Annotated in this window: 25 protein-coding genes and 2 pseudogenes; 25 read left to right on the forward strand and 2 right to left on the reverse strand. The window is 69.2% G+C overall.

What is annotated here, in order from left to right:
* Window positions 1-269: 269 nt before the first annotated feature.
* The 19 genes from ACLLJJ_RS27985 to ACLLJJ_RS28075 all read left to right on the forward strand — a co-directional run bounded on the left by ACLLJJ_RS27985 (window position 270) and on the right by ACLLJJ_RS28075 (window position 13731).
* Window positions 270-1025 (forward strand): DNA-methyltransferase, encoded by a 756-nt coding sequence (locus ACLLJJ_RS27985; protein ID WP_434596508.1) that lies wholly within the window; start codon window positions 270-272, stop codon window positions 1023-1025.
* A gap of 209 nt (window positions 1026-1234) precedes the next feature.
* A complete protein-coding gene (locus ACLLJJ_RS27990) occupies window positions 1235-1843 on the forward strand; it encodes a DUF4913 domain-containing protein (RefSeq protein WP_434600541.1) in 609 nt (202 codons plus the stop codon).
* Window positions 1840-2325, forward strand: a complete 486-nt coding sequence (locus ACLLJJ_RS27995; RefSeq protein WP_434596510.1) for a type II toxin-antitoxin system RelE family toxin — start codon at window positions 1840-1842, stop codon at window positions 2323-2325. The genes ACLLJJ_RS27990 and ACLLJJ_RS27995 overlap by 4 nt, the downstream gene beginning before the upstream one ends.
* Window positions 2322-2948: a DUF3631 domain-containing protein gene (locus ACLLJJ_RS28000; protein ID WP_434596513.1), complete on the forward strand. Its 627-nt coding sequence runs from the start codon at window positions 2322-2324 to the stop codon at window positions 2946-2948. The genes ACLLJJ_RS27995 and ACLLJJ_RS28000 overlap by 4 nt, the downstream gene beginning before the upstream one ends.
* On the forward strand, window positions 2933-3439 hold the full coding sequence (locus ACLLJJ_RS28005) for a GNAT family N-acetyltransferase (protein ID WP_434596515.1): 507 nt from the start codon (window positions 2933-2935) through the stop codon (window positions 3437-3439). The genes ACLLJJ_RS28000 and ACLLJJ_RS28005 overlap by 16 nt, the downstream gene beginning before the upstream one ends.
* A 3-nt stretch (window positions 3440-3442) precedes the next feature.
* Window positions 3443-4138 (forward strand): hypothetical protein, encoded by a 696-nt coding sequence (locus ACLLJJ_RS28010; RefSeq protein WP_434596517.1) that lies wholly within the window; start codon window positions 3443-3445, stop codon window positions 4136-4138.
* A 43-nt stretch (window positions 4139-4181) separates the two neighbouring features.
* Window positions 4182-4892 carry a hypothetical protein gene (locus tag ACLLJJ_RS28015; protein ID WP_434596518.1) on the forward strand — a complete coding sequence of 237 codons (711 nt, stop codon included), beginning with the start codon at window positions 4182-4184 and terminating at the stop codon, window positions 4890-4892.
* Window positions 4893-5040: 148 nt separating this feature from the next.
* Complete coding sequence (locus tag ACLLJJ_RS28020) at window positions 5041-5493, forward strand: hypothetical protein (protein ID WP_434596520.1); 453 nt, start codon at window positions 5041-5043, stop codon at window positions 5491-5493.
* The gene (locus ACLLJJ_RS28025; RefSeq protein ID WP_434596522.1) at window positions 5490-5942 is read left to right on the forward strand and encodes a hypothetical protein; all 453 of its coding nucleotides are present in this window, start codon (window positions 5490-5492) and stop codon (window positions 5940-5942) included. Before ACLLJJ_RS28020 ends, ACLLJJ_RS28025 begins: the two co-directional genes overlap by 4 nt.
* Before the next feature lie 21 nt (window positions 5943-5963).
* The gene (locus ACLLJJ_RS28030; protein ID WP_434596524.1) at window positions 5964-6350 is read left to right on the forward strand and encodes a hypothetical protein; all 387 of its coding nucleotides are present in this window, start codon (window positions 5964-5966) and stop codon (window positions 6348-6350) included.
* A 31-nt stretch (window positions 6351-6381) separates the two neighbouring features.
* The gene (locus ACLLJJ_RS28035; RefSeq protein ID WP_434596527.1) at window positions 6382-7251 is read left to right on the forward strand and encodes a winged helix-turn-helix transcriptional regulator; all 870 of its coding nucleotides are present in this window, start codon (window positions 6382-6384) and stop codon (window positions 7249-7251) included.
* The gene (locus ACLLJJ_RS28040) at window positions 7248-7766 is read left to right on the forward strand and encodes a hypothetical protein (RefSeq protein WP_434596529.1); all 519 of its coding nucleotides are present in this window, start codon (window positions 7248-7250) and stop codon (window positions 7764-7766) included. The genes ACLLJJ_RS28035 and ACLLJJ_RS28040 overlap by 4 nt, the downstream gene beginning before the upstream one ends.
* Window positions 7763-8227 (forward strand): hypothetical protein, encoded by a 465-nt coding sequence (locus tag ACLLJJ_RS28045; protein WP_434596532.1) that lies wholly within the window; start codon window positions 7763-7765, stop codon window positions 8225-8227. Before ACLLJJ_RS28040 ends, ACLLJJ_RS28045 begins: the two co-directional genes overlap by 4 nt.
* A 52-nt stretch (window positions 8228-8279) precedes the next feature.
* On the forward strand, window positions 8280-9548 hold the full coding sequence (locus ACLLJJ_RS28050; RefSeq protein WP_434596534.1) for an MFS transporter: 1269 nt from the start codon (window positions 8280-8282) through the stop codon (window positions 9546-9548).
* 35 nt (window positions 9549-9583) lie between these two features.
* Window positions 9584-10000 (forward strand): hypothetical protein, encoded by a 417-nt coding sequence (locus tag ACLLJJ_RS28055; RefSeq protein WP_267838929.1) that lies wholly within the window; start codon window positions 9584-9586, stop codon window positions 9998-10000.
* Window positions 10001-10058: 58 nt separating this feature from the next.
* Window positions 10059-11318, forward strand: a complete 1260-nt coding sequence (locus ACLLJJ_RS28060) for an ATP-grasp domain-containing protein (protein WP_434596536.1) — start codon at window positions 10059-10061, stop codon at window positions 11316-11318.
* A 32-nt stretch (window positions 11319-11350) separates the two neighbouring features.
* On the forward strand, window positions 11351-12190 hold the full coding sequence (locus tag ACLLJJ_RS28065) for a DUF317 domain-containing protein (RefSeq protein WP_434596538.1): 840 nt from the start codon (window positions 11351-11353) through the stop codon (window positions 12188-12190).
* Window positions 12191-12313: 123 nt separating this feature from the next.
* Window positions 12314-12676 (forward strand): hypothetical protein, encoded by a 363-nt coding sequence (locus ACLLJJ_RS28070; protein WP_267838926.1) that lies wholly within the window; start codon window positions 12314-12316, stop codon window positions 12674-12676.
* Window positions 12677-12738: 62 nt separating this feature from the next.
* Window positions 12739-13731 carry a SpaA isopeptide-forming pilin-related protein gene (locus ACLLJJ_RS28075; RefSeq protein WP_434596540.1) on the forward strand — a complete coding sequence of 331 codons (993 nt, stop codon included), beginning with the start codon at window positions 12739-12741 and terminating at the stop codon, window positions 13729-13731.
* Window positions 13732-13839: 108 nt separating this feature from the next.
* Here ACLLJJ_RS28075 and ACLLJJ_RS28080 read toward each other — a convergent pair.
* Window positions 13840-14550, reverse strand: a pseudogene (locus ACLLJJ_RS28080) (IS256 family transposase); the annotation flags it as partial.
* Between the two features lie 170 nt (window positions 14551-14720).
* Here ACLLJJ_RS28080 and ACLLJJ_RS28085 point away from each other — a divergent pair.
* Window positions 14721-16211 carry an ISL3 family transposase gene (locus ACLLJJ_RS28085; protein WP_434596543.1) on the forward strand — a complete coding sequence of 497 codons (1491 nt, stop codon included), beginning with the start codon at window positions 14721-14723 and terminating at the stop codon, window positions 16209-16211.
* A gap of 36 nt (window positions 16212-16247) precedes the next feature.
* On the opposite strand, the pseudogene ACLLJJ_RS28090 reads toward ACLLJJ_RS28085, so the two are convergent.
* Window positions 16248-16787 (reverse strand): annotated as a pseudogene (locus tag ACLLJJ_RS28090) (transposase); the annotation flags it as partial.
* 335 nt (window positions 16788-17122) lie between these two features.
* Between ACLLJJ_RS28090 and ACLLJJ_RS28095 the strand changes: the two are divergent.
* The 5 genes from ACLLJJ_RS28095 (at window position 17123) to ACLLJJ_RS28115 (ending at window position 20369) form a co-directional block, all read left to right on the forward strand.
* Complete coding sequence (locus ACLLJJ_RS28095) at window positions 17123-17626, forward strand: hypothetical protein (RefSeq protein WP_267838917.1); 504 nt, start codon at window positions 17123-17125, stop codon at window positions 17624-17626.
* 223 nt (window positions 17627-17849) lie between these two features.
* Window positions 17850-18212: a DUF317 domain-containing protein gene (locus tag ACLLJJ_RS28100; protein ID WP_267838916.1), complete on the forward strand. Its 363-nt coding sequence runs from the start codon at window positions 17850-17852 to the stop codon at window positions 18210-18212.
* 54 nt (window positions 18213-18266) lie between these two features.
* Window positions 18267-18560, forward strand: coding sequence for a hypothetical protein (locus tag ACLLJJ_RS28105; RefSeq protein WP_267838915.1), 294 nt, complete (start codon window positions 18267-18269; stop codon window positions 18558-18560).
* Window positions 18561-18576: 16 nt separating this feature from the next.
* Complete coding sequence (locus tag ACLLJJ_RS28110; RefSeq protein ID WP_434596544.1) at window positions 18577-19323, forward strand: DUF317 domain-containing protein; 747 nt, start codon at window positions 18577-18579, stop codon at window positions 19321-19323.
* Window positions 19324-19424: 101 nt separating this feature from the next.
* Window positions 19425-20369, forward strand: a complete 945-nt coding sequence (locus ACLLJJ_RS28115) for a hypothetical protein (protein ID WP_267838913.1) — start codon at window positions 19425-19427, stop codon at window positions 20367-20369.
* Window positions 20370-20417 lie beyond the last annotated feature (48 nt).

A 20417-nucleotide genomic window follows, 5' to 3' on the forward strand; every position in this document is an offset into this window, starting at 1 on the left:
CGACCATCGGCGCTGTGTGCACCGGGCAGTTCCAAAACAGTAAGTGCGGATCCCCGGTTGACCAAGAAAAAGATGATCAAGGCTCTATTTCAAGGGTTTTGGCGGCGACCGTGGTCAACCGGGGATCGTGCCCTACAGTTTTGGAACTCCCCTCGCGCAACCGCCTTATGGCCCTATGGCACATCTATGTCCGTATCCGGGCAGGCGGTGTCATGGTCGCGAGTGGGAGCCCACTCTCGCCTTTCCCGCACCGATATTGGGGTACCTCTTTGCCTTTCTCCCTGCACCAGGGCGACGCCCTCAGCGTCCTGTCCACCCTCCCGGACAACTGCGTCGACTCCGTCATTACCGACCCGCCGTACAACTCGGGTGGGCGGACGGCGAAGGAGCGCACGGGCCGCACGGCCCGGCAGAAGTACACCTCCGCGGACGCCGGCCACGCCCTGCCGGACTTCACCGGCGAGAACATGGACCAGAGGTCTTATGGCTTCTGGCTGACGCAGATCATGACCGAAGCCCAGCGGGCAACCCGCCCCGGCGGCACGGCGCTGCTTTTCACCGACTGGCGCCAGCTGCCCATCACCACGGATGCGATCCAGGCCGCCGGCTGGGTGTGGCGCGGGGTGCTGGCCTGGCACAAGCCTGCGGCCCGCCCACAGCGCGGGAGGTTCACCCAGAACTGCGAGTTCATTGTCTGGGGGTCCAACGGCGACATGGACGGCTCCCGGAACGAGGTCTACCTCCCGGGCCTGTACTCCGGCTCGCAGCCGTCCGGTAAGAAGCGGCAGCACATCACGCAGAAGCCGGTCGAGGTGATGCGCGAGCTCGTAAAGATCAGCCCGCCGGGCGGCACCGTCCTCGATTTCTGCGCCGGATCGGGCTCCACCGGTGTCGCAGCTCTGCTGGAGGGCCGGGACTTCATCGGCGTCGAGAAGACCAGGCACTACGCCGAGATCGCGTCCGACCGGCTCACCGAAGCCCTCCAGCAGACCTATTCCCAGGACGACTTCGTCCTCTCCGCCTGACCCTCCAGCATGCGGCGGGGGCAGGGGAAACGGCCTTTCGTATTCGTGTCCCCGCCGTGCGCCGGGCTTTGTAGCACGACATCCCCGGTCAGCCAAACCGGGGAATGTGCGGATCATTGAACTGCAATCCCTTATTTCCAACGGCCGCCTCCGGCTGCGAGGAGAGACCTTTCGTGCTCGAACCCATAGATGGCCCCGAGGGCCAGGAGATGGATCCGATCCGCGTTCCCGAAGCCGACCTGGAGAGCATCGAGGCCAGCGTCCGCAAGCTTCTGGATCAGTCGGCCGAGCAGGCCCGGCAGCTCGATAGCCTGGCCGCCGCACCCGACCCGATCCCGATGCCCTTCGCCGGCTTCACGATGCCGGGCCTTCCCGGCATGCCCGCCCCCGTGCTGCCACCCGAGCCGAAGCCGATCCTCGAGCTGGACGGCGAAGAGCGGGAGAACGAACTCGACTCCCTCACCGACTGGGTGGAGGACTTCCTCATGCCGGTCTACGGCGCGGAGATCACCACATCCGCGCCGTGGTGTGAGGAATGGCAAGACCACCTCGACGTCGTCGCCTGGCTGCACGCCCTATGGATGGCCTACCAGCAGCACAAGGACCCCGAAGCCGGACCGTCCGGGATGTTCGTGTGGCACCGGGACTTCCTCACCCACGCGATGGCCGCCACCCGGGCGGCCGGCGGGCCGCTCTCGGCCTGCCAGACCGACCCCGACCGCCCCGCCCACCGCCTGCTGCGAGGCCCCGGCCGATCCACCCGCCCGGCGACCACCGCGGCCGACGAAACGGAACACGCCTTCGAGGCGGCCTCGTGAGCGACAACGACCAACCCGCGTTCGGTCTGACCTTCGACCCTCGCGCCCTGACCGACCTCCTCCAAGCGCCCAGCGGCATCCGCGACCTCGCGCTCGCCAAACTCCAGGATGTCGTCAACGCGAACCTGTTCGGCGGGAAACTCACCCATGAACTCGACGGGCTCCGCAAGGTCTACGTCGACTCCCGCTCGGCTTGGCGCATCGTCTATGCCACGCGCCGGGCCCCCGAAGGGGCAGCGTTCCGCACCGAGATCCACGTTGTCGCGGTCCGGCCCCGGGAACAGAGCGACGTGTACAGGACTGCCGCCGCCCGCCTGGGCATCAAGCGCCGGCCCATCGACGCCCTCACCCACGCCGCCCGAGGCCGCTCCCCTCAGCGCGACACCACCCGCACCCTCCCCAAGCCCGGACCGCCGCCCTACGCGGTCCCCGGACTTCCTCAGCCCGCTCTTCCGCTCACCCCGAAAGGCCCCACCCGTTGACGATCTTCCCCAACTTCCTCGACAACTTCGCCACTACCCTCCTGGGGAGCAAGCCGTGGGAGGAGAACCCCCGCCACCGGGACCTCTTGAACGTATTCACGGAGGTCCAGGACCTCGAACAGCGCCTGCTGGCCGCAATGACCGCCCCGCCGCAGCCCGGTGCGGGAGCTGCCGAGCAGCTGGAGGTGTGCACCGACCTCCTCATCGAACGACTCGCCGCCGGACACGAGCTGTCCCTACTCCTGTCCACCCCCTGCCTCTCCGCGGCAGAGGTGGCCGCCGCGGATGACGTGTTCAGGCAGTGCCTGGAGGAGGACGAGAACTGCTGCCAGGAACCGGCGGAACCGGCTGCCAACCTGCTCGAAGCCTGCCTCAACGTCTTCACCGAGCTCGGCGACCCGTACGCAGTGGCCTCCGCCGACCTCGTGGAAGCGCTTCGGCACCTGCCGGGCATCGCCGGAAACCAGCGCCGCTACAGCGATCTCACCCAGGCCCGTCTCGCCGAGCTCCTGGCCCCGCACGGCATGCGGACCCGCGACATCACCCTGCCGGACGGCCGGCGCCGTAAGTCCTATCAGCGCGACGCCCTCCTCACCGCCATGGGCGTGTGCACCAGCTGCTGAACACCACCACGGCCACCCGCATCCGGACGGCGACCATCGCGGACTGGCCGCTCATCGAGACGTTCCACCGCAGCTGCTCAGAGCAGGCCATGCACCGCCGCTGGGGCAGAACCCAGATCACCCGCCGCGACATCGAGCGACTGCTGCACCACTCCAGCTGCTGGATCGCCCTGCACGCCACCGACGAGGTCATCGCCCTGGGCTCGGCCGGACCCGTCAGCCGACACCCCGGCGTCTTCGACCTCGGCCTGCAAGTCGCCGACGCCCACCGGCGCCGAGGCATCGGTCTCGCCCTCGCCCGGCACGCCGCCGCCCATGCCCGCTCCCAAGGTGCGCACACCCTCTCCGTGTACGCCGAGGTGTCGAACCTGCCGATGCTCGGCCTGGTCCGACACCTCGGCCACCCCACCGAGATCCGAGAGGGCGCGTACCTCGACGTCCGCGTGCCGCTGTCCGGCACCGCCCCCGACCGTTCCCCGGCCCTCTCCTAGGAGGTGATCTCCCTGCCGCCCATCACGCCGCAGGCGAAGGCCCTGACCAGCCTTGACCACCGCGTCGAGGCGGCCACCGGTCACACCATCGACGACCTGTGGACGTACCACGACCGAGGCCTGCTCGACGAGCCACTCAGCCGTCTCGCCGAAGCCCACCGCTCCCTGTCCGACGCCGAGCGAGGCATCACCTTCTACCGGGTCCTACTCCAGCGCCTGGCCTCCGGCGAACTGCCCTTCGATCAAGATCTGTTCACGCGCATCGACCGGACCGTCGCCCAGCTCAAGGACGCCACCGCGGAACGGGACACCCGCCAGGACCAGGCGGTCGCCGTACTGGAGCCGCTGGAAGCCGCCCACCCGGCAGCCTCCGTGACGGCAGGTGCGGACCTGATCGCCCACGAGTTCGCCGCGCTCCTCGCCATCAGCCAGGGAGCCAAACTCCATCAGCACCTGCAGACCGGCCGCATGTCCGTCGTGACGGCCTCCGGAGTGCGGATCGCGCACCCGGTCTTCCAACGGCTGGAAGAGGCCGGACTGGTGGTGCGCGACACCTCCCGCCCACTCCACGCCGGACAGCCCGTCTCGCTCACCGAGAGCGGACGGACAACGGTCACCGGCACCGCCCGTCCTTCGGCAACGGCCGCGCCCGCGCCTCGGGTGGGGTCCTGGCCGGCGCCCTCGCCCCGGTCCCGCTGACCTGCCGTGCCTCCTCATCCCCCTGCCTCACGAATTGAGTTGAATGCCGCGAACCGACTACCGGCCTGACTTCCGCCTTGTCGGCTTCGAGCCTGTCAACGACACCGTGGAGGAGGCCTTCTGGGATCACATCGACTCGGAGAGCGACTCGATGACCACGCTTGCCTCCCACCACAGTACCGACGGCCGACGAAGCTTCTACGTGATCCACAACGGCGCCGTCACGTGGGGAATCCCCGGGGAACCGCAGCTCATCGCACTACGCCTCGAACGTGACATCGCAGCCAAGTCGTACAGCTTCGAGTACGCCAGGCTGCCTCTTCCGGCGATGGCCCAGTCCTGGCTCATCAAGCGCGGCTGCCCGGCGGAGGCCATCGCCTTGCCGCCGGGCATGGGCACCCAGCCCGCCGACACCACCACCGTGGCCCTGCAGCAGCGGCTCGCGGGCGACGGTGACCGCTTCGCCCTGCTCCACAGCTACACCGACGACACCTCGGCCAAGCCCGAGACCACCGTGCTCCTGCGTGCGCTGGACGAGCGGGTGGAGAAGCCGTTCCGGGTTCTGCTGGAGCAAGCCGACCTCGATACCTACACCCACACGCTGCGCGAGGGTGCCTTCGAGACCTACGAGGCCGCCGTGGGCTGGATGGAAGACCGTTCCAGCCCCCTTCCGCCGGCCGCGCCGTCCACCCGAACCACCAGCATCACCGCCCCACCGATCGCTCCGCCGCAAGTCCGCGGCCGGGCGCGTTGAGGCTGGGCGCGCCGGAACATAGCAGCACATCCCCGGTCAGCCAAACCGGGGATTCTCCGGACCCTAGGAACTGGGCCCACCGCACAACTTCGGGCCGTCTCCCACCTTTCACCTTGTCGCCCCATGCCCTCATGGAGAGGAGTTCGCCATGCCCGAAGAACTTGACGACGTGCTGGCCGCCTTCACCCAGCAGATCGAAGCCCGCTTCCAGATACCTCTCCACCAGCTGCGCGCTGCCGTAACGACCGCCCCTGAGGCGAATCCCGATGCGACGACCGTGGTCCGCTGGTACGGACACCTCGAAGAAGCCCAAGGGCTGCTGTCCCGGGCCGAGGACGACCTCGTGCTCGCCCTCCACCAAGCGCCCGTCGGTGAGCTCGATGACCCGGTGATGGCCCTCGCCGACCGCGTGAACACGCTGGTCGCCGTACGGGACGGCCGCGCCATGGTCGTCCGCCACCTCCTCGACGACAACGCCCCGGGCCGACGTACGCCGGGACCCTGGCGCGGGACCGTCCGCACGGGACCCGCCATCGAGACCACGCCCGTCGCCCGCCCGGCCACACTGCCCTCCGTCCCGGTCAGGGGAGGCATACGATGAGCACCTCGACCAAGCCGCCCAGCCAGGATACGCACCTCGAAGAGGTCTTCGGTGCCCCCCTGGCCCAGCTCTACGCCGGCGCGGCAGCCGGATCGGCCACGCCGGCCGAGCAGCGCGCGCTGGAGCTGCGATCGTTCCTGGCCCTCGCCGAGGAACAGGTCGCCCGCGTCCGTGACCGCGTGCACCAATACACGGCCCCTGGCGCGGACATGAGCACGCTGTCTGCCTCCGAACTGCGCTTCGACTCGCAATGGATGGACGCTGCCCTGTCCGCCCGCACCCAGTACGTCACCGCCCTGGACCAACTCCTTCGGAGCATGCCCCCGCCGGGTTCGCCACGGCCGGAGAGCCGGGTGCGGTTCAACCATCACAAGATCACCACCAGTGCCGCACCCAGGGTGCCGCCGCTCGCGGCGGACCCTGCGGCCCACGGTGCGAGAGGCCACTGATTGCCCCACGACACTTCCCGGTTGATCGCCGAGCACATCGAAGCCCTCTACGGCCGCCCGCGCGCGGAACTCAAGGCCCACGCCGATTCCACCAGCCACCCGAACATGCTCTCCGCGCTCCTGTCCGCGCACGCCGCCGTGGAGTTCGCGGAACGCGACCTCGACTTCCAGCTCGAGCGATTGCGGCAGCTGACGCAACCCGAGCGTGAGACCAGCCGCTACACCGCCGGGCACATCCACGACTGCGCCCGCCGTATCGGTGAAGCCGTCGCCGTCCGCGACACCCAGGCCCAGCACGTCACCGCTGTGCTCCAGAGCCTGCACCGCACCCCCGCGCCGGAGACCACACCGGCCGCCCCGGTCACACCACCGGTCCCGGCCGCTGTCCCGGCCTCCCGCGCCCGCTGAACCCCTTTAACCACGTTCCAGGAGCACCCTTTTGGCTACCACCGGCCTGCCCGAATCCATATCGTCCGACCTGTCCCGCGTCACCCAGAGCCTGCAGATGCTGGCCCCGCGGTGGAACATCTGGGTGCTGCTGACCATGTCCGAGAAGCCGCTGCGCTACCGGGAGATCAAGAGCGCACTGCCCTGGCTCCCCGACGGCCAGCTCCACCCCAGGCTCGGCAAGCTCGTCGACTCCGGACTCCTCGAACGAACCGAGTTCGAGTCCCACGACGTGCTGTACGGCCTGTCCGTCCGAGGCCGCGAACTGCTGCCGGTCCTCGGAGTGATCGCTACCTGGGGTGGCCGGCACCTGGAGAAGGAGACGGTGCTGGATCCGGCGACTGGTCACAAGGTGCCCAAGGCGGTGCCCCGCGCGCAGGACGTCGAGGACACCATCGCGCTGATCGCCCCGCGACAGGCCACCCCGATCCTGTGGGCGCTGCGCATCCGCGGAACATCCAGCGCCAAGGCCCTGGCCGCCACCGCCATGCCCGACCGGCACCTGACCAACGTCTACGAGCCGTTGAACCGCCTGGCCGAGGACTTCCTGGTAGCCAAGGACCGTGAGAGCCGCGTCGAACTGACGGCCGCCGGGCGGGATCTTGCTCCGGTCTACCGGGCACTGTCCGCCTGGGCCGCCGGCGCTCCCCTGACCGAGGCTGCGAGCCACCCGGTGTGGGCGCCGGAACCCGAGCAGCTCCGGGACCGCCCGGCCATGTGGGCCACCACTCAGCCGCGTATCCCGGCGGTGCCGACGACCCAGACCCGTGCGACGTGGAAGCCGGGTGATCCGTTCTTCTCCGACACCACCACCGTGATCCGCCCCGCGGGCGCGGCGGCGACTGGAGGTCGCACCCGATGAACGCCGACACGCACGATGCCGCCCTGGTACCGGCCACGGCCGCCCTGTCCCACCCGGGCCTCATCCGGATCGTCAGCGACATCGACGACAACGGGCCTCTCCAGCGGCACCTCCTGAGCCGGACCCTCACCGGCCTCTCCCGCTGGCAGCTGCGCCAGGCCTCCGCGGTCGGGCGCGCGCTGGGCCTGCTGAAGGCCTCTACCGTCGGAGGAATCCCGAGCCTGGTCCTCACGCCGGCGGGAGAGGCGCTGGCCGAGGTCTACGACACGGCGGCCCGCTGGGCCCGAACCCACCATCACCCCAGCGACGTCAGCGACTTCGTCACGCGGGTCCAGGCCACGCTCACCCTCCTCGGCTCGGCCCCGGCTGGTTCCAGCGGGCACGCCCCCGAGATGGACTACGAATCCCTTCACGGGCTCCGGACCGCGCTCGTGTCATGGGTCCGCGACCACGGGGCGACCCTGGCCGCCCAGCTGGCCGGAGCCTCCCAGGACGAGGTGGAGCTCGCCGCGTGAGCGACGCACTGTACGAGGGCGCTGTGACCGCGCTGGGGACCAGCGAGGTGGCCCGCGCGGTCGGCATGGATCCCAACGTCTGGGCCTTCACGGCGATGCAGGATGCGCCCGGCCACATGCAGGAGACGGTTGCGGCCGTGATGAACACGGAACTGAACGTCGATGACGTGCAGCGGCAGCTCCTCGACGAAGTGGCCCGTGCCATCAAGGAACTGTCCAAGACCCTGACCGGCAAGGACACCGTCGGCCACCGCTGGACCGAGGGCCTCCTCGGCAACCGCGGCACCCGCATCGAACACCTGACGATCAAGCGCGGCTACCTCCTCCGCCAGCTCGACACACACCTGGCCATCTACCGCCAAGCCGCAGCCGAGCCGAGCCCCCCGGTCACACCGTCGAAGGCCCTCGGCCCGACGCACCCGGCGCACACCCCGCCGAAGGCGCGCACGCCGCGCCGCTGACCCCTTCCTGTTCTGCTCGCCGCGGCGGGCGCCTTCTTGCGTGAAAGCGACGATGACCTCCGATCTCGTGATCGCCGGCCCCCGGCATGCCCTCCTCCCGCAGCTGTCCCTGCTGCGTCGCATCTACCTCCCCCGTACTGCCGATGCCGGCGCGTTCGCGATGACCACGTACGGCATCCCGCTGATCGTGCTCGCCACCACCCGTTCCGCCACCCTCACCGGGCTGGCGTTCGCGCTGGAGTGGATCCCCCGCCTCGCGGCGTTCTCCCTGGCCGGAGCGATGGTCGACCGGCACGGCACCAAGCGGGTCTTCCGTATCGCCTCCGTGCTGCGCGCCTTGGTGGTCCTGGCCGCGGCGGTCATCCTGCCCACCCAGGCCGGTGGTCTGGGAGCGACGATCACGGTGATGGCGCTCGCCGCCATCACCGGCGTGGCCACCGAGTTCTCCTACATCGCGGCCGAGACCGCCGGGGCGGCGGCCAGCAGGGACGCGGGGGAGCGGGCCCACCGGGTGCAGTCGGCCCTCCTGGGCATCGACCAGACCGCCACCCTCGCCGGCCCCGCCGCCGCCGGATTCCTCCTGTACTGGGCCGGAGTCACCGGCACCCTGATCACCATCGCCGCCTCTTCCCTCCTGGGCGCCGCCCTAGCCCCCTGGCACCGAGAAACCCGCCTCGTCCCCGCCGCCGCGTCCGCGTTCACCGGACTGCGCACCGGATGGAAGACCCTCGCCTCGCTGCCAGCCCTCGCGTGGCTGATCGCCGGACTCACCGTCTCCAACATCGCCACCGGCATGCTCCAGGCCGCCGCCCCGATCATCGTCGTGCAGCACCTGGGCTACTCCAGCGCCGCCGTCGGCGTGATCTGGTCGGCCGCCGCAGCAGCCTCCCTCGTCGCGGTCGCCTGCTGCCGCTACGCCATCGACCGCGTCGGCCTGTGGCCCGCCGGGACCGCCAGCGCGCTGCTGGCCGCGCTGGCTGGCCTCGCCGTCTCACAGGCAGGCACGTACAACCAGTTCCTCGTCCTGACCGCCGTACTGATGGCCGGCGAAGGCGGCATGACCGTTGTCCTGCGTACCTTGCGCTCCCACCTCATCCCCGAGCGGGTCTTCGGCGCCACCCTCAGCATCACCATCCTGATCATGCTCCTGCCGTTCCCGCTCGCCGGAGTTCTCGTCGCCCTCACCCCCGCGGCGGCACTCGGGCACGTCCTGACCGGCTGCGCCGCCCTCCAGGCCGTCGGCCTCCTCGCCGCCTTCTGGCGTCTGCGCCACGAACCCGCCATGCGCAACCGCCGTAGTCCCGCGCCCAACAAGCCCTGACCTACCCAGCCCCGCTCACCTGACCTGGGAGACCTATGCCCCCGCACCTTTCGGCCATCTCTTCGCTCAACGCCGACCAAGCAGCGGCGGCGGGAAGCCTCGTACGCCTGCTCACCGACCGCTTCGACACCCTGCCCACCGCCGAGACCAACGCCCTGGCCCAGACCCTGCTGGCCGACGACGGCCTCGTCGCCGACATCCAGCACCTGCTCCGCGCCGTATCCCTCTGGGCGGGAACCACCGGCCCATCCCTCTACGAGGGACCGCTCCCCTTCGAAGTCCAAGACGCACTGGGCCAGGCAGCAGACCAGCTGGAACCGCTGTCGCTCCTTGCCAAGGAGACGGTGTTCCCCCTGACCCTGTCCCGCAGGCAACCACCACCCACAGCTGTGACACCCGCGCCCCGCATTGCCGCTCCCGCCTGCACCGAAGGCCCCGCCCGGCGCCGCTGAACTTCCCCCGCCCCCGTTAGCCCCCGCTCCCTGTCTGTTTCGAAAGGCTCCCCAACTCTTGACTCCGTCCAAGCCCCTTCACGCTGCCACGTCCCGCCCTGTTGTCCTGGTCGTTGCGCCGAACGATGAGCTGTACCGCGGCTACTGCCTCGAATCCGTCGCCGCCGCTTACGACACCGCCGTCATCACCCCGGCCGCCCTCACCTGGGAGAAGGCCCTCGTCGTCGACCACGAGGTCGCCGACCCGTACGACATCGAGGCGCTGCTGGCAGCGGGGGAGGCGCTGGCCGCACGACAGCCCATCTCCGCCGTGCTCACCTGGAACGAGTTGCTCCTGGTCAACACCGCGGTCCTCGCCCAGCGCCTGCAGGTAGCCACCGATAGCCCGGACATCCTCCACGGATGCCGCGACAAGGCCACCAGCCGCGAACTCTTCGACCGCCACCGAGTCCCGTCCGCCCGGTCGATGAAGGCCGCAAACCTCCTGGAGGCGGCCCTCGCCGCCGTCTTCATCGGCTACCCCGTCGTCGTCAAACCGGCAGGTCAGGCCGGCAGCGTCGGCGTCATCCGCGTCGACCGCGCCGAAGAACTGCCCGCCGGCTTCGAGTTCGCGACCGAAGGCGCGAGCCTGTGGGGCGGTAAGTCCACCGACGTCCTGGTCGAGGAGTACCTCGACGGTGAAGAGATATCCGTCGAGTGTGTCACCCACCGCGGAGTCACCACGCCGGTCGCGGTCACCCGTAAGCAGCTCGCCTTCGCCCCCTACTTCGAAGAAGTCGGCCACACCGTGGACGCCGCCGACCCCCTGCTCCGCCGCGTCGGACCGGTCGCGCAGGCCGCCGTCGCCGCCCTCGGCCTGACCACCGGCATCCAGCACGTGGAGATGCGCCTCACGGCCACGGGCCCGCGGATCATCGAAGTGAACGGACGAATCGGCGGCGACCTGATCGGCCGCCTCGTATGGCTCGCCACCGGCATCGACCTGCCGCGCGCCGCCGCCGACCTCGCCCTCGGCCTCCAGCCCGACCTCACCCCCACCCGACAGCAGGCCGCGGCCGTCGCCCTCCTCTACCCCGAGGTCTCCGGCACCGTCGTCGAGCGAGGCATCGACCCGGAGTTCGCCGAGGCCACCGACTGGCTGGAGCAGGCCAGCTGGATCCTCTCCCCGGGTGAGCAGGTCACGCTGCCGCCCGAGGGCGACGTCGATGTCGCCCGCGTCGGCCTCCTCGTGGTCACAGCCCCCGACGCTGACCAGGCCGAAGCCCGTATCCAGGCCGCCCGCGACCACATCACGATGACCGTCACGCCGACCGCGTAGCCGCCGCCCACCCCTTCCTTCTGGACTGCTCCTTGACCGACATCGCACCTGAACCGATCGAGGGTGACGTCTACGTCACCCCCCGATACCTGGCCGGCAGCGCCTGGATCGCCGATGACGCCCTCCAGCCACTGTTCGAGCTCGGCTGGGACCGCCACCACGACGAGGTTGGCAACCTGTACGTCGCCTCCCCGGACCGAAAGATCCGACTCGGCTTCCTCCCCGAAGGCGACGATGACGGCCTGTGGCGCATCACGGCCTACCGTGACGCCTTCGCCGCCCCCGCCTGGGGCGTGTGCTTCAACGACATGACCCCCACGGAGCTGGTCACCGCCTTCACCACCGCCCTCGCCGCCGCGTACACCCAGGGCCCCGACGCCTACCTCGACAAGGAGCCGCGCGACCGCTTCGACGCCGTTGCCCTGCTCCTGAAAGGCGGCTGGGAACTCCAGCACCCCCGCTGGGGCGTCATGGAACTCCAGAGCGCCGACGGCCTGGCCGGCCTGGAGTACGTCACCGGCCGGCTCGACGAGACCAAGGAGCTGACCACGCTGGAGGCTCGCTGGTACATGTGGGGCGGCCCGAAGGGACCCCGCTGGTACGCCACCGCCTCCACCGGCACCCCGGTCCACCTGGTCACCGCGATTACCACCGCCCTAGCCGACCCGGCACCCGTTCCTCGCTGGCAGAGCGGCATCCTCCCCTCCCTGCGCCCGCACATCCAGCTCACGCCGATCGTCCCGCCCCCGCCGCCGGCACCCACTCCGCTGGACGTGCACCGCCGCACAGCAGCCAGACCCCGGCCGGTGCTCGCCACGACCAGCGTGCCGCGCTGGAGCACCAGCACCAGCCCGGCCCCCGCTCGCCGCTGACCACGATCTGGAGCCAACCTGTCCCTGCACGCAACGGAGTTCTTCGCCGAACTCCAGCCACCCTTCCCCATCGGCGCGGTCGTCGGGAACACCTACTACGGCACCCCCGCAGCCGACTCCCCGGTGCGCATCCGAATCGACTTCCAGAGCACGATCCGGCACCGGGAATACGACGGCCTGCGCCTGGCGGTACTCCACCCCGACCGCGGAGTCCTGGACACGGTTTCCCTCTCCTTCGCCGACCACCAGACCTTCGCCCGGCGCGACGCCGAACGCGGTATCGGCCCCGGATGGGACGGCTACGCCCGCATCCGCGACTGGCACGAGAACGGGCCCCCGCCCTGGAACGGAGCAGACCTGACCGGTCTCCGCTACGCCATCACGCACTACACCCAGGTCTGGGTTCCCGCCCAGGCGCCCGAACACTCCCGCCCGAGTCTGCCCACCCTGCCCTCCGCGCACCCCACCGCCGGCCGCTCGCGCTGACGTCCGACCTGTGACGCCACCCCTGGCACACCGCCATAACGATCAAGGAGATCACTCCCTCCATGCACTCCAGTGCCACCGACTGCTTCCCGACCGTAATCACCGCAACCGTGGCGGCCCTCGTGGCATGCATCATGCTCAGCGCCCCGGCCGCCTGGGCGGAAGCCCCTGAACCGCAGCCCGGTACCGTCGAGATCCTTAAGAAGGACCCCGACGGAGCCCTCCTCGCGGGCGCCGAGTTCTCCCTGCTCGACACCCTCAACGGAACCAAGGCCCTGACCGGCAAGACCAACGCGGACGGCATCCTTCGCTTCGAAGGCGTCACCCCCGGCGTCTGGCGGCTCAAGGAGACCGCCACCGGCAGCCCGATCCACGACCTCGCACCGGACCAGGACGTCATCGTCACCCCCGGCCAGAGCGCGAAGCTCACGATCATCGACCACTTCAAGCCCGCCGACCTCACGGTCACCAAGACCGACAAGACCAGCGGCAAGCCGCTCGCCGGCGCCGTCATCAACATCACCCCCGCCGCCGGCGACGGCAAGCCCGTCACCCTGACCACCGGCAAGGACGGCACCGCCAGCACCAAGCTCCCCGTCGCGGCCCGCGCCGGCACCGTCTACACCGCCACGGAGACCAAGGCCCCCGACGGCTACCAGCTGAACTCCACCCCGGCAAAGATCACCGCCAAGCCCGGTGCCCCGGCCACCGCCGCTTTCACCAACATCAAGAAGGAACAGCCGACCCAGCCGCCCACCACCACCCCGACACCGAACCCGACGACCCCCACCACGCCGTCCACGCCGTCGGGCAAGCCGACCCCGAGCACGTCGGCCACCTCCCAGCCGCCCACCAGCTCCGCGGCCCCGACCCCGGAGCAGACCACCTCCAGCACATCCTCGTCCGCTCCCACGGGCTCCCTCGCCCAGACCGGCGCGGACGCCACCGGATGGCTGCTGGCCGGAGCAGGAGTACTGCTCGCCGCGGGCGGCGGCGCACTGTTCGCCGTACGCCGGCGCCGCAACACGGCCGAGGACGACCAGCCCACCAGCTGACCGGACCACCTATAGCCGAATACCAACGCCAGCAGGCCCCAGGAACCCGAGCAACATGGGTTCCTGGGGGGGTCTGTCCAGTCAAAGGTGTAACTGGGTTTGGTGTGGCTAGAGTTGACCTGCAGTGAGGCGGCCGTCGAAGGCAATGTCGAAGGCGTTCATCGCACCCTTCCAGCGCATAGTCCAGCGTTTGCGGCCGGCGCCGGTGGGGTCGAGGCTCATGACGGCCATGTAGACGCATTTGAGGGCGGCCTGCTCCGTGGGGAAGTGCCCGCGGGAGCGGACGGCCTTGCGGATGCGGGCGTTGACGCTCTCGATGCTGTTGGTCGTGCACACAATGCGACGTATTTCCGCATCAAACTGGAGGAAAGGCGTGAACTCTGCCCAACTCGACTCCCAGAGACGGACGATCGCCGGATACTTCTTCCCCCAGACCTCGGCGAACTCCAGGAACTGCGTCGTGGCCGCGTCCTCGCTCGGCGCGGTATAGACCGGCTTCAACGCCTTCGCGATTTTGTCCCAGTCCTGGCGGGCCGCGTACCTGAACGACGCCCGCAAGAGGTGAACCACACACGTTTGCACAACGGTACGGGGCCAGACTTCGCCGACCGCGTTGGGCAGCCCCTTCAGTCCGTCGCAGACCAGCATGAGGACGTCTTCGACGCCTCTGTTCTTCAGTTCCGACAGCACCCGCAGCCAGTGTTTCGCGCCTTCGCCGCCGTCGCCGGCCCACAGCCCGAGGATGTCCCGGTGCCCTTCGGCAGTGACCGCCAGAGCCACGTAGATCGGCCTGTTCGCTACTTGGCCATCGCGAATCTTGGTTCTGTCGACGATCTTGTGATCCGGACGGTTGAGCGGACCACACCGACTGTTCGCGATCATGCATCGCGTGCTCACGTGATGTGTTCTTGGAGCTGTTTCCGTACTTATCCGCGCTACTGATCGAGGAGGTCGAACGGAGACCGGACAGGGTAGTGCTGAGGACGCGGGTGCGGGATGCGACCGGGTCCTGCCGGTGCGGCCAGAGCTCGGCCCGGGTGCACGGCCGGTATGTACGCACGCTGCGTGACGTCGCCGTGGGCGGGCTCAGTGTCGTGATCGAGTTGTCCATACGCCGCTTCCGCTGCGAGAACCGCGTCTGCACGGCGGTGACGTTCGCCGAACAGATCGCGGGACTGACCACACCGCACAGCCGCTACACCCCGCTGTTGCGTGGGGTGCTGAATCAGATCGGGCTGGCCCTGGCCGGCCGGGCAGGGGCACGCCTGGCAGCCGCGGTGGGCGTCACCGTGGGCAAGGACACGCTGTTGCGGCTGGTCAGGGCCTTGCCCGAGCCGGAGGTCGGTGAGGTGGAGGTGCTGGGCGTCGATGACTTCGCCTTCCGCAAGGGTCGCCATTACGGCACAGTGCTGATCGACATGGCCACCCACCGGCCGGTTCACCTCTACGACGGCCGGGAGGGCGGGGACCTGGCTACCTGGCTCCGCCGCCACCCTGAGGTGAAGGTGATCTGCCGTGACCGTTCCAGCGGTTACGCGGAGGGCGCACGGCTCGGGGCGCCGCAGGCCGAACAGGTTGCCGACCGCTATCACCTGTGGGCCAACCTCGGCCAGGCCGTCGAGAAGACGGTGAACGCCCACCGCTCCCGCCTGGCCGAACCGCCTCCTGGGCCTGCCGACACATCCGAGGCCCAGGAAGCAGAGCCCGAGGTGGTCCAGCCACTGAACGAGCTGAAGATCGTGACCCGACTGCGCGAGCAGCATGCCGCCGTCCATGAACTGTGGGAGCAGGGGATGTCGAAGGCGGCGATCGGCCGGAAACTCGGACTGCACCAGGCCACCGTCCGCAAGCTGGTCAACGCCCGCTCCGCCGACGATGTCGTCGCCAAGAGCCTGCAGCGGGCGCACGTCGTCGACCCGTACGTCGGCTACCTGCACCGGCGTTGGAACGAAGGCGCCCGAAACGCCGCACAGCTCTACCGCGAGATCCAGAAACTCGGCTATCCCGGAGGCGAGTTGGCCGTCCAGCGTCACTTGCGCCGCTACCGGACCGAGCGGGGACACGCACCCAACCCGGGTCCAAAACCTCTGTCGGTCCGCGAGGTCACCTCCTGGATCATGACTCACCCCGAACACCTTCGGGACGAGGACGCCGACAAGCTGCACCGGCTGCGCGAGCGTGATTCCGAACTCGACCGGCTCACCGGTCATGTCAGGAAGTTCGCCGCGATGATGACCGGCCGCCACGGCGACCGCCTCGAGGACTGGATCACCGGAGCCGAACACGACACCTTGGCCCCGCTCGCATCCTTTGCCCGCAACCTCCGCCGCGACTTCGCCGCCGTCCGCAACGGAATGTCCCTGCCGCACAGTTCCGGAGCCGTCGAGGGCAACATCAACCGGCTGAAGATGCTGAAGCGCCAGATGTTCGGCCGGGCCAGCCTCGATCTCCTTCGCAAACGCGTCCTGCTCGCACGATGACCCCGCCCCACCGGATCACAAGATCGTCGACAGAACCCGAATCTTCACGTTGATAGCGTCAATGAAGACGACGGGGTAGACGCGGTCAAGCGGCCTGTTCTGCCATTCCGCCATGCCGTCCATCACCTTGTCGGTGATCGTGGTGATGGTCGTCTTGGACACGTTGGCGCCGTAGACCTCGGCCAGGTGCGCGGAGATCTCCCCGTGTGTGAGGCCCTTCGCGGACAGCGAGAGCACCATCTCGTCGACGCCGGTCAGCCGGCGCTGCCGCTTCTTGACGATGGCCGGCTCGAAGGACCCCTCGCGGTCGCGGGGAACGTCGATCTCGACCGGGCCGATGTCGGTCAGCACGGTCTTGGAACGGGTGCCATTGCGGCTGTTGCCACCGTCCTTGCCCGCCGGGTCGTGCTTGTCGTAGCCGAGATGGTCGGTGATCTCGCCCTCCAGGGCGGACTCCAGAACCGTCTTGGTCAACTGCTGCAGCAGCCCGCCCTCGCCAGTCAGCCGCAGCCCCTTGCTCCGGGCCTGCTCGACGAGCTGGTCAATGAGCTTCTGCTCGACCGTCGGGGTCTCCAACGACGGCTCCGCCTGGTCGCCGGCGGCCACACACTCGGTCACGGTGTCAGTCACTTGATGTCTCTTCCTTGATCATCAATTACACCGGAGACCGTACAGACCCCCCAGGTCGGCTGAGACGGGACATTGAGATCCCACACACGCGGCCACCGGGCAGTTGTCCGCTGCCAAGGAAGGCAGTCGCTTTGCCAACGAAGGTTGTCCGTGCGCTACCAAACGCAGCCGGCTGCTGTTGGAAGCTGTGTTGAAACCCCCTTGAGTGGGGAGACCTCCTTTCAGGTCTGATTCGCGAACGTCATCCGTCGGGCCGGTGCGCGTGGCTACGCTCGGCAGTCATGACGATGAACGGTGCGCAGGTCAAGGTTGGCGCAGTTCAGGCGGCGTGGGACCAGGCGAGCATCCTGCGCTCGGCAGACAACCAGAGTGCGTGGCCCGCCCTGAGCGAGCGCATTGCGGCGGCCACGGCTATCTACGGGACGGGAGAGCTCCTGCGGGGGACGGTGTTCCTGATCGGCGGTGCGCTGGTACAGATCGGCGCTGGCCGTCCCGACGGCCAGCGGATCGCTGAGCGGTTCACCAAGACGCTAATGGGCAAGGTCGTCCAGTGGGCCGAGGTCGTGGAGCTATCCGACCTGCCGATGGTGCGCCAAGTCGTGATGGTCGTTTTCGAAGGGCGTGACCCGGTTGCCTGGCGAGACCAGGCCGGGCCGGTCCCAGAAAGTGAACCGCGAGCGATGACGTGCGCACTCGCGCTCATCGCCGACTTCGTGGACCAGGTCGACGGACCGGGAGTGTGTGAGCGTGTTCTGCTGACTGGGCTCGGCAGCGCCCTCGACTGATCTGGAACCCCGGCCGGGTTCACCCGTGGCGGTGAGCCGGCCGAGCGCCCTGGGGAGTGGGAGTCGGGCTTGCTTGGCTGACAAGCCGACTGCCTTCAAGGGCAACGGACAGCAGTTCGCCTCCGGCAGACAGGAAAGATTCCCAAAGGACTGGTGCAACGCCGCAACGGATGTCAACGTAGACACCTTCCCAAGAAACCCCAGGTCAGAGAGGTGTCTGCCGTTGACCGTAGACACAGCGAACCCCGGATTCTCCACCACGATCGAGGCCCTGAGGCTGCGGACCTGGAGGCTCGGCCCAGGGCAGCCGGCCATGGTGATCGACCAGTTCACCGACGAGGACTTCAAGCTCGTCGTGGACGACCGGGCCGATGTGCACATCAACTCCCGTGACGGCCGCTTCTACCTCGGCTGGTTCCCCACAGGCCGCCCCGGCACCGAGGGCGACGGCTGGGTTCTTGCGGTCACGGGCACGGCCACCGTCCCCGGGTATCGCATCACCTTCGATACCGAAACCCCCGCACAGGTCGTAGCCGCAGCTGTGGCCGAGGTCATCGCTACCTCCGCGCCCGTACGCTCGCCCTGAACTACCCCTCGTACGCTGCTGCGGCATAAGCGCCGCGCGCCAGACCTTATGACGATGAAGGAGAACACCTTGGACCCGGAACTCACCGTCGGCGAGATCATCGACCGGCTCTCCGCCTTCGACCGCGGCGCCCCACTGCGGCTGGCCATCAACCCGCTCTTCCCTATGGAGCACACGGTGGGCGGCATCGTCGGCACCGTGGACATGCACGGTCGGCACGTCGTCTACCTCGCCGAACGTGGCGAGCAGCTCGGCCCTCTGCCCCAGGCCGTGGCTGTGGACCTGACGTGGCACGAGTCGGTCGAAGCGCCGTCCCGCCGGCGTCGAAGCGCCACCGGCAACCAGTGACTCGTTCCGTACTGCCTTGGAGGCGCCCCTGAACTCCCCCTCTTCCCGCTACCCGTCCGCCCCTACCCCCGACCCGTTCTATTGGGTCACCCCCCGCCACCTCGCCGGCGATGACGGCGTCCTCGCCGACCGGATCTGCGACACGCTCGCCGAGGCGGGCTGGACGAGCTGGACGACCGCCCGCAGCACGCTGCTCCTCCTGAGCGCGAACGGGCTGTGCGGCGCCGAGTGGATCCGTACTGACAATGCCTTCCTGCTCGGCGAGCTCCCGGTGGCCTGGCAGATCTCTGCCCGCTCCCACCGCGACAGCGCCCTGGCGGAGTGGAACGCGTACTTCACCCCGGGCACCCCGTACGAGGCCGTCGCTGATTTTCTCCTCGCAGTCCAGGCCCGTACTGATCCCGCAGTCAACTACTGCGGTCCCGAGGTGGTCATGTCGGCGTTGACGGCCATGGGCTGGCCCCGCGACTTCGACCAACCGGAGACCACCGCCTGGGATGCCGGCCTGTCGGCGGGCTTCACCCGGGGGCCGCTGCCGCCAGGCATCCAGGACGGGGACCCGCGCCCGGACCTTATGGGCTGGCAGGCCTGGGCCGAGCCGGTCCTCGGCGCCCCCTACCTGTGGTGCGCGACTTTCAGTGCCAGCACCCCGCACGACCTGGTCGCGAGTTTCGCCTCATCGATCGCCTCACCGGTACCCGTCCGGCGCCGGATCCTGCCGGAACTGGCCGCAGGACGTCTTACCTTCAGCCTCCCCGGCTGACCAACCGCCGGCCTCACCCGATTCGGACTGCGGCCCGTCGCTCTTCCAGGATCGTGGCCGCCCCTTCGGCATGCCCACACCTCTCGCCGCCAGGAGGCCTTTTGTCGCACCCCTTGATCCGCCTCTCCATTGGCCGCACCAACGGCGTCGCCCACTACGGCGTGATGCTCCACAACACCGATCCACTGACGGCGTGCGCCACGCACCCGCCCGGCCTCGCTCCGATCGGCAACCACACAGCCCACCAGACCTGCCAGAGCTGTACGCGGGCACTCCTGGTGCTTACGACCCCGCCGCGCCCCGGTGACCCTGAGACCCGGTCCGCAGCAGGGGCAGGCAAAGCCGCAGCCGCCCATCGTCCGATCCCCGGACACCTTCTCGGCTACTGCGGCAAGACCCTCGACCCTCGCGGCACCACGGGGAAACGCGCCTGTGCCAACTGCGCCCACCTCACCCGCACCCTGGATGCGTTGCGCCATCGAGCGGGTGCGCTCGTCCTGCCTGCGGCCGAGCCGTGCCATGGCGACGACAGCTTGCTGTGGACTCCGCGGGGCGCCGGAAGCCTCGCCTTCGGGCACCGCCGCAACAGCGCCACCGGCCAGACGTACTGCGGCGAGGCCCGACTCGACGTCCCCAGCCCCGGGGTTCAAGAGTGCCCTGCCTGCCTGCGGCTGTGGGCGGAGGAGGAGACCTTCCGCCAGATGTACACCCTCCCCGCCCAGCGCGCCCACGCGAGGGCCTGGGACATGGGCGGGCATGGCGACTTCGCGGACCGTGCGTGGCTGCTGGAACCCGGAGACCGGTACACGCTCTCCGGCTGCGACGAACCCCATCACGTCATCGCCCGCTCCCGACGCCGGTACGACAGCCACGTCGATCTCGTCGTCTACCTTGCGGGCGAGGACCGCGTCACCGATGCCCGAGTCCACTGCGACCGGCTCCTGGGCATCCAGCGCCCCTTCGCCGACGGCAGCGCGACCGCGCTGCCCGCCCCGCAGCGCGAGGCGTATCGAGCCGCGCGGGGCCTGGAGAGATCCACCGAGTAGGTCTGGGCCACCGTGAGCACGGGGTGGCCAACTTCCAGGAAGCGTCGG

The sequence above is a fragment of the Streptomyces sp. A5-4 genome, assembly GCF_051131715.1.
Lineage (GTDB): Bacteria > Actinomycetota > Actinomycetes > Streptomycetales > Streptomycetaceae > Streptomyces.

Coding starts and splice junctions, on each gene's coding strand:
- ACLLJJ_RS27990 (WP_434600541.1), top strand. CDS start 1,235: ATGGATCCGATCCGCGTTCCCGAAGCCGACCTGGAGAGCATCGAGGCC.
- ACLLJJ_RS28015 (WP_434596518.1), top strand. CDS start 4,182: ATGCCGCGAACCGACTACCGGCCTGACTTCCGCCTTGTCGGCTTCGAG.
- ACLLJJ_RS28020 (WP_434596520.1), top strand. CDS start 5,041: ATGCCCGAAGAACTTGACGACGTGCTGGCCGCCTTCACCCAGCAGATC.
- ACLLJJ_RS28025 (WP_434596522.1), top strand. CDS start 5,490: ATGAGCACCTCGACCAAGCCGCCCAGCCAGGATACGCACCTCGAAGAG.
- ACLLJJ_RS28040 (WP_434596529.1), top strand. CDS start 7,248: ATGAACGCCGACACGCACGATGCCGCCCTGGTACCGGCCACGGCCGCC.
- ACLLJJ_RS28050 (WP_434596534.1), top strand. CDS start 8,280: ATGACCTCCGATCTCGTGATCGCCGGCCCCCGGCATGCCCTCCTCCCG.
- ACLLJJ_RS28055 (WP_267838929.1), top strand. CDS start 9,584: ATGCCCCCGCACCTTTCGGCCATCTCTTCGCTCAACGCCGACCAAGCA.
- ACLLJJ_RS28075 (WP_434596540.1), top strand. CDS start 12,739: ATGCACTCCAGTGCCACCGACTGCTTCCCGACCGTAATCACCGCAACC.
- ACLLJJ_RS28095 (WP_267838917.1), top strand. CDS start 17,123: ATGACGATGAACGGTGCGCAGGTCAAGGTTGGCGCAGTTCAGGCGGCG.
- ACLLJJ_RS28105 (WP_267838915.1), top strand. CDS start 18,267: ATGAAGGAGAACACCTTGGACCCGGAACTCACCGTCGGCGAGATCATC.